Source organism: Salinicola sp. (assembly GCF_982684285.1).
Genome location: NZ_CEXLVS010000255.1, coordinates 1 through 5,753 on the forward strand (window position 1 = coordinate 1; position 5,753 = coordinate 5,753).

The window sequence follows — 5,753 nt, forward strand, 5'->3', positions numbered from 1 at the left end:
CTGTACACCTGCCCCATGCACCCCGAGGTGGTGCAGGACGAGCCCGGTACATGTCCCAAATGCGGCATGGAGCTGGAACCCAAGTACGTCGAAGCCGGCGAAGAGGACGACGGCGAGCTGCGCGATGCGCTGGAAGAAGAGGATTCCCTCGAATTCGAACGGACCGCGCTCTACGAGAAAGTCTATGCGCTGGCAGAACAGCAGGAAGGTCAGCCCATCCCCTACGCTCGCCTGCCGGGGATCAAGCTGGAGAGCCCCAAGATCACCCGCAACCTGACCACAGCGTGGATCTCCAAGCGGGTCGACGACCGCTGGCAGCAGTGTATGAGGCGTTGATGTCCAATATTTGAATTCTGAACGGCAAGTTTCTCCAGTCGCCGGAAAGAAACCACCCGATAGCGCCTTCCAGGCTCAACCCGAGCGATCTTCGGCGAGCCGGGTCTAGCGACATGGATGTCGCTAGAGGCGCGCCGGGACAGGGACGTCCTTGCGCGCCGACCCGAAGCGCTGACGAAAATCGCTCGGGATTTCTTGAGCCTGTGGCGCGAAAAAGGGGAGCGCGAGGGGCTTGCCCCTCGCAATAACGACGACAAGGGTCGTAAGGATCTCGTCAGTCGTGAGCTCTTTTCACTCGAATGAGCGCCAAAGACAATGAATCAAGACTTCGGCATCTTCACCGGCCGCTGCCAGCCCTGCTTGACGATCTGACGACTCCGCCCGATGGCCAGTTCATCATCTTTCACTTCGCGAGTGATCGTCGAACCCGCGGCGATGGTGGCACCATTGCCGATGGTGACCGGGGCGACCAGCGAGCTGTTGGAGCCGACGAAGACGGCTTCGCCGATTCGCGTGAGATGCTTGTTGGCGCCGTCGTAGTTGCAGGTGATGGTGCCGGCGCCAATGTTGGTGTCACGGCCGATCTCGGTGTCGCCCAGGTAGCTCAGGTGCCCTGCCTTGACGCCGTCGCCGAGTGAGGCGTTCTTGGTCTCAACGAAGTTACCCACATGCGCCTTGGCGCCGAGCCGCGTGCCGGGGCGCAGGCGGGCGAACGGGCCGCAGTCGCTGCCCTCGCCCATCTCGGCGCCCTCCAGGTGGCTGTTGGCCTTCACCACCGCACCGCGTCGCAGGATGGAGTCCTTGATCACGCAGTGGGGACCGATGACGACGTCGTCTTCCAGTGTCACCCGACCCTCCAGGATCACGTTGACGTCGATCCGGATGTCGCGGCCGACGGTAACGTCGCCACGCAGGTCGAAGCGCTCCGGATCGGCCAGCGAAACACCGGCGGTCATCAGGCGATCGGCCTGGCGACGCTGATAGGCGCGCTCGAGTGCCGCCAGCTGGCGGCGGTCGTTGACGCCTTCGACCTCCACCGGTGAACTCGGCTGGCTGGCGGTGACCTCGACGCCGTCGGCCGCGGCCATGGCGATCACGTCGGTCAGGTAGTATTCGCCCTGGGCGTTCTCGGCGGAAAGCTCGGGCAGCCAGCGGCGCAACTGCGCGGCGGTCATCGCCATGATGCCGGTGTTGCACTCGCGGATGGCGCGCTGCTTGTCGCTGGCATCCTTGTGCTCGACGATGGCGATGACCGCGCCCTTGTCGTTGCGCACGATCCGGCCGTAGCCGGTGGGATCGTCCAGCGTCACCGTCAGCAGCGCCATGTGCTGCTCGTCGACGCCATCCAGCAGCGTCTCGAGGGTGCGAGCCTGGATTAGTGGCACGTCGCCGTAGAGCACCAGCACCTTGCCGTCGCCGAGACTGTCCAACGCCTGGGCCACGGCGTGGCCGGTGCCCTTCTGCTCGGTCTGTTCACAGAAGCCGAGTTCGCCATCGCCGGACATCGAACCGGCGCTCGCCAGCGTCTCCCGCACCGACTCTCCGCCATGGCCGACCACCACGTGCAGGCGCGCGCCCTCCAGTCCTGCTGCGGTATCGACGACGTGCTGAACCAGCGGGCGGCCTGCCAGCTCGTGCAGCACCTTGGGCGTCTTCGAGCGCATGCGAGTGCCCTGGCCGGCGGCCAGTATCACGACGTCGAGTGTCATGGGGTCAATCCTTCGATCAGTGAAAACCGGGCGTCATTCTAGCGCGTCGAGGCGATCCGGCAGAAATCCGATCGTCGCACCCGAACGCGAGCCATGAAAAAGGCGACTCCAGGGGAGTCGCCTTCGGGTACTGCACCAGCGCTTGCCTCGGCAGACGCGCCTGCCGCTTCAGCCGCGGCCGCCCTTGCGACGCAGCTGCTGCAGCGTGCGCAACTGGGCGGTGGCTTCGGCCAGTTCGGCGGAGGCACGCGCGTAGTCGAGCTCGGTCTGCTTCTCGTTGAGCGAAGCCAGCGCATGCTGCCGCGCCTGCTCGGCTTCCGCTTCGTCGAGATCGCTGGCTCGGGTGGCGGTATCCGCCAGCACCGAGACCACGTCCGGCTGCACTTCGAGGAAGCCGCCGGTGACGTAGTAGAGCTCTTCTTCGCCGCTCTCCTGAATCACGCGCACCGGACCGGGCTTGAGCTCGGTCAGCAGCGGCGCGTGACCGCGCAGGATACCCAGATCGCCGGCCACGCCGGCAGCAATGAGCTGCTCGACGTTGCCCGAGAAGATCTCCTTCTCGGCGCTGACGATGTCACACTGAAATGTGGCCATAGCGATTTATCTCCCGGGAGTCTGCAGGCTTAGGAAACACTGCATAAATGACTGCACAGGCGAATCGCTGCGTTGCGCTTCATCCTGTTCGTCGATTTATTCAGCATTTCCCTTACTTCATGCTCTTGGCTTTCTCGACGGCTTCGTCGATGGTGCCGACCATGTAGAACGCCTGTTCGGGCATGTCGTCGTAGTCGCCGTTGAGAATGCCCTGGAAGCCACGGATGGTTTCCTGCAGCGACACGTACTTGCCCGGCGCGCCGGTGAAGACCTCGGCGACGAAGAACGGCTGGGACAGGAAGCGCTGGATCTTGCGCGCCCGGGCCACGGCCAGCTTGTCTTCGTCGGACAGCTCGTCCATCCCCAGGATGGCGATGATGTCCTTGAGCTCCTTGTAGCGCTGGAGCACGTTCTGCACACCGCGAGCGGTGTTGTAGTGCTCTTCGCCGACGACCAGCGGATCGAGCTGGCGCGAGGTGGAGTCGAGCGGATCGACGGCCGGGTAGATGCCCAGTTCGGCGATGGAGCGCGACAGCGTCACGGTGGAGTCCAGGTGGGCGAAGGTGGTCGCCGGCGACGGGTCGGTCAAGTCATCCGCGGGCACGTAGACGGCCTGGACGGAGGTGATCGAGCCGGTCTTGGTGGAGGTGATACGCTCCTGCAGGGCGCCCATCTCCTCGGCCAGCGTCGGCTGATAGCCTACCGCCGACGGCATACGACCCAGCAGCGCCGACACTTCGGTACCGGCCAGGGTGTAGCGGTAGATGTTGTCGACGAACAGCAGTACGTCACGGCCTTCGTCACGGAAGTTCTCGGCGATGGTCAGGCCGGTCAGGGCGACGCGCAGACGGTTGCCCGGCGGCTCGTTCATCTGACCGTAGACCAGCGCCACCTTGTCGAGAACGTTGGACTCGTCCATCTCGTGATAGAAGTCGTTACCTTCACGGGTACGCTCACCGACACCGGCAAATACGGAGTAACCGCTGTGCTCGGTGGCGATGTTGCGGATCAGCTCCATCATGTTGACGGTCTTGCCGACACCGGCGCCGCCGAACAGGCCGACCTTGCCGCCCTTGGCGAACGGGCAGACCAGGTCGATGACCTTGATGCCGGTCTCCAGCAGGTCGCTGGAAGCCGCCTGATCGGCGTAGCCCGGCGCCTGGCGGTGGATCGGCATACGCTTGGCGTCCGCACCGATGTCGCCGGCTTCGTCGATCGGCTCACCCAGTACGTTCATGATCCGGCCCAGCGTCTCGGTACCCACCGGCACGGAGATCGGGGCACCGGTGTTGACCACTTCGATGCCGCGCTGGAGACCTTCACTGGAGCCCATGACGATGGCGCGAACCACGCCGTCGCCGAGCTGCTGCTGCACTTCGAGAACGGCCTCTTTACCCGAGACCGTCAGCGCGTCGTAGACCCTGGGAACGTCCTCCCGCGGGAATTCTACGTCAACCACCGCGCCTATGATTTGTACGATACGTCCGCTCATAGTGGTTCCTCGTAAACCTGCAAATGAAACCTGTTGGGCCAAGCCGTACTCGAGACCGCCGTCGCGCAGACGGCGATGTCGTCATACCGCCGCGGCACCACCGACGATTTCCGAAATTTCCTGGGTAATGGCCGCCTGACGCGCCTTGTTGTACACCAGTTGAAGATCGTCAATCAGATCGCCGGCGTTGTCTGTCGCGTTCTTCATCGCGATCATGCGCGCGGCCTGCTCACAAGCCGCGTTCTCCACCACGGCCTGGTACACCTGGGATTCGACGTAGCGAACCAGCAGGTGATCGAGCAGGGTCTTGGCATCCGGCTCATACAGGTAGTCCCAGCTCTTGTGCGTATCACCGGGACCGGGTTGTTCGTCCCCTTCGCTGTCGTCCCCTACTGCCTCGAGGGGCAGCAGCTGACGCACGACGGGTTTCTGGCTCATGGTGTTGACGAATTCGTTGTACACCACGTAGAGCCGATCCAGACTGCCTTCGTCGAAGGCATCGAGCATCACCTTGACGCTACCGACCAGATCCTGGGCCTCCGGCGCATCGCCAAGACCTTTCTTGGCCGCCAGCAGGTTGCCGCCGCGCTTGCGGAAGAAACCACCGGCCTTGCTGCCGATCGCCGCAAAGTCGGCGCCGACGCCCTTCTGGTCCCAGTCCCGTGCGTGCTTGACCACCGCCTTGAACATGTTGACGTTCAAGCCGCCGGCGAGCCCGCGATCACTGGAGACGACGATATAACCGACGCGCTTGACGTCGCGTTCGATCATGTAGTCGTGACGGTATTCCGGGTTGGCCTTGGCGACGTGGCCGACCACCCGGCGGATCAGTTTGGCATAGGGCTGGCTGGCCGCCATGCGCTCCTGAGCCCGACGCATTTTCGACGCAGCGACCATTTCCATGGCGCTGGTGATTTTCTGCGTGTTCTTGATGCTCCCAATCTGGGATTTGATCTCTTTTCCAGCTGCCATCTCGGATCACCCTGATTCATGCCGCTCAGTCGGGCGGGCCGGCCCGCTTCGTCATGCGACGAGAGCGGGCCGCGCCACTTACCAGGTCTGAGTGGACTTGAACGACTCGAGACCCGACTTGAGACCCTGCTGGATCTCGTCGTCGTAGCCGCCGCTCTGGTTGATCTTGTCGAGCAGATCGGCGTGCTCGGACTTCATGTAGTCGTGCAGGGCACGCTCGAAATCCAGCACCTTGTCGACCGCGACGTCGTCCAGGAAGCCTTCGTTGGCGGCGTACAGCGTGACGCCCATCTCGGCCACCGACAACGGCGAATACTGCTTCTGCTTCATCAGTTCGGTGACGCGCTGGCCGTGCTCGAGCTGCTTGCGGGTCGCCTCGTCGAGATCGGACGCGAACTGCGAGAACGCGGCCAGCTCGCGATACTGCGCGAGCGCCAGACGCACACCGCCGCCCAGCTTCTTGATGATCTTGGTCTGCGCCGACCCGCCCACGCGCGATACCGACAGACCGGCGTTGATCGCCGGACGGATACCGGAGTTGAACAGGCCCGTCTCGAGGAAGATCTGGCCGTCGGTGATCGAGATCACGTTGGTGGGAACGAACGCGGAGACGTCACCACCCTGGGTCTCGATGATCGGCAGCGCGGTCA

At 63.7% G+C, this 5,753-nt stretch carries 6 protein-coding genes; 1 reads left to right on the forward strand and 5 read right to left on the reverse strand.

Annotated features, from left to right (window positions below; all coding sequences use genetic code 11):
• On the forward strand, positions 1-336 hold a 336-nt coding region (locus tag AC3AYF_RS17445; RefSeq protein ID WP_487780089.1), incomplete at its 5' end, for a DUF1615 family protein.
• Positions 337-656: 320 nt separating this feature from the next.
• On the opposite strand, the gene glmU is transcribed toward AC3AYF_RS17445, so the two are convergent.
• The 5 genes from glmU to AC3AYF_RS17470 all read right to left on the reverse strand — a co-directional run.
• Complete coding sequence (gene glmU, locus AC3AYF_RS17450; protein ID WP_295040213.1) at positions 657-2,045, reverse strand: bifunctional UDP-N-acetylglucosamine diphosphorylase/glucosamine-1-phosphate N-acetyltransferase GlmU; 1,389 nt, start codon at positions 2,043-2,045, stop codon at positions 657-659.
• A 168-nt stretch (positions 2,046-2,213) separates the two neighbouring features.
• Positions 2,214-2,639, reverse strand: a complete 426-nt coding sequence (locus AC3AYF_RS17455; RefSeq protein ID WP_149435123.1) for a F0F1 ATP synthase subunit epsilon — start codon at positions 2,637-2,639, stop codon at positions 2,214-2,216.
• Between the two features lie 112 nt (positions 2,640-2,751).
• Positions 2,752-4,131, reverse strand: coding sequence for a F0F1 ATP synthase subunit beta (atpD, locus tag AC3AYF_RS17460; RefSeq protein ID WP_487780090.1), 1,380 nt, complete (start codon positions 4,129-4,131; stop codon positions 2,752-2,754).
• Between the two features lie 81 nt (positions 4,132-4,212).
• Positions 4,213-5,103: a F0F1 ATP synthase subunit gamma gene (atpG, locus tag AC3AYF_RS17465; RefSeq protein WP_295040208.1), complete on the reverse strand. Its 891-nt coding sequence runs from the start codon at positions 5,101-5,103 to the stop codon at positions 4,213-4,215.
• Positions 5,104-5,181: 78 nt separating this feature from the next.
• A partial coding sequence (locus AC3AYF_RS17470; protein ID WP_487780091.1) for a F0F1 ATP synthase subunit alpha occupies positions 5,182-5,753 on the reverse strand: 572 nt, incomplete at its 5' end.

Coding starts and splice junctions, on each gene's coding strand:
- glmU (WP_295040213.1), bottom strand. CDS start 2,045: ATGACACTCGACGTCGTGATACTGGCCGCCGGCCAGGGCACTCGCATG.
- AC3AYF_RS17455 (WP_149435123.1), bottom strand. CDS start 2,639: ATGGCCACATTTCAGTGTGACATCGTCAGCGCCGAGAAGGAGATCTTC.
- atpD (WP_487780090.1), bottom strand. CDS start 4,131: ATGAGCGGACGTATCGTACAAATCATAGGCGCGGTGGTTGACGTAGAA.
- atpG (WP_295040208.1), bottom strand. CDS start 5,103: ATGGCAGCTGGAAAAGAGATCAAATCCCAGATTGGGAGCATCAAGAAC.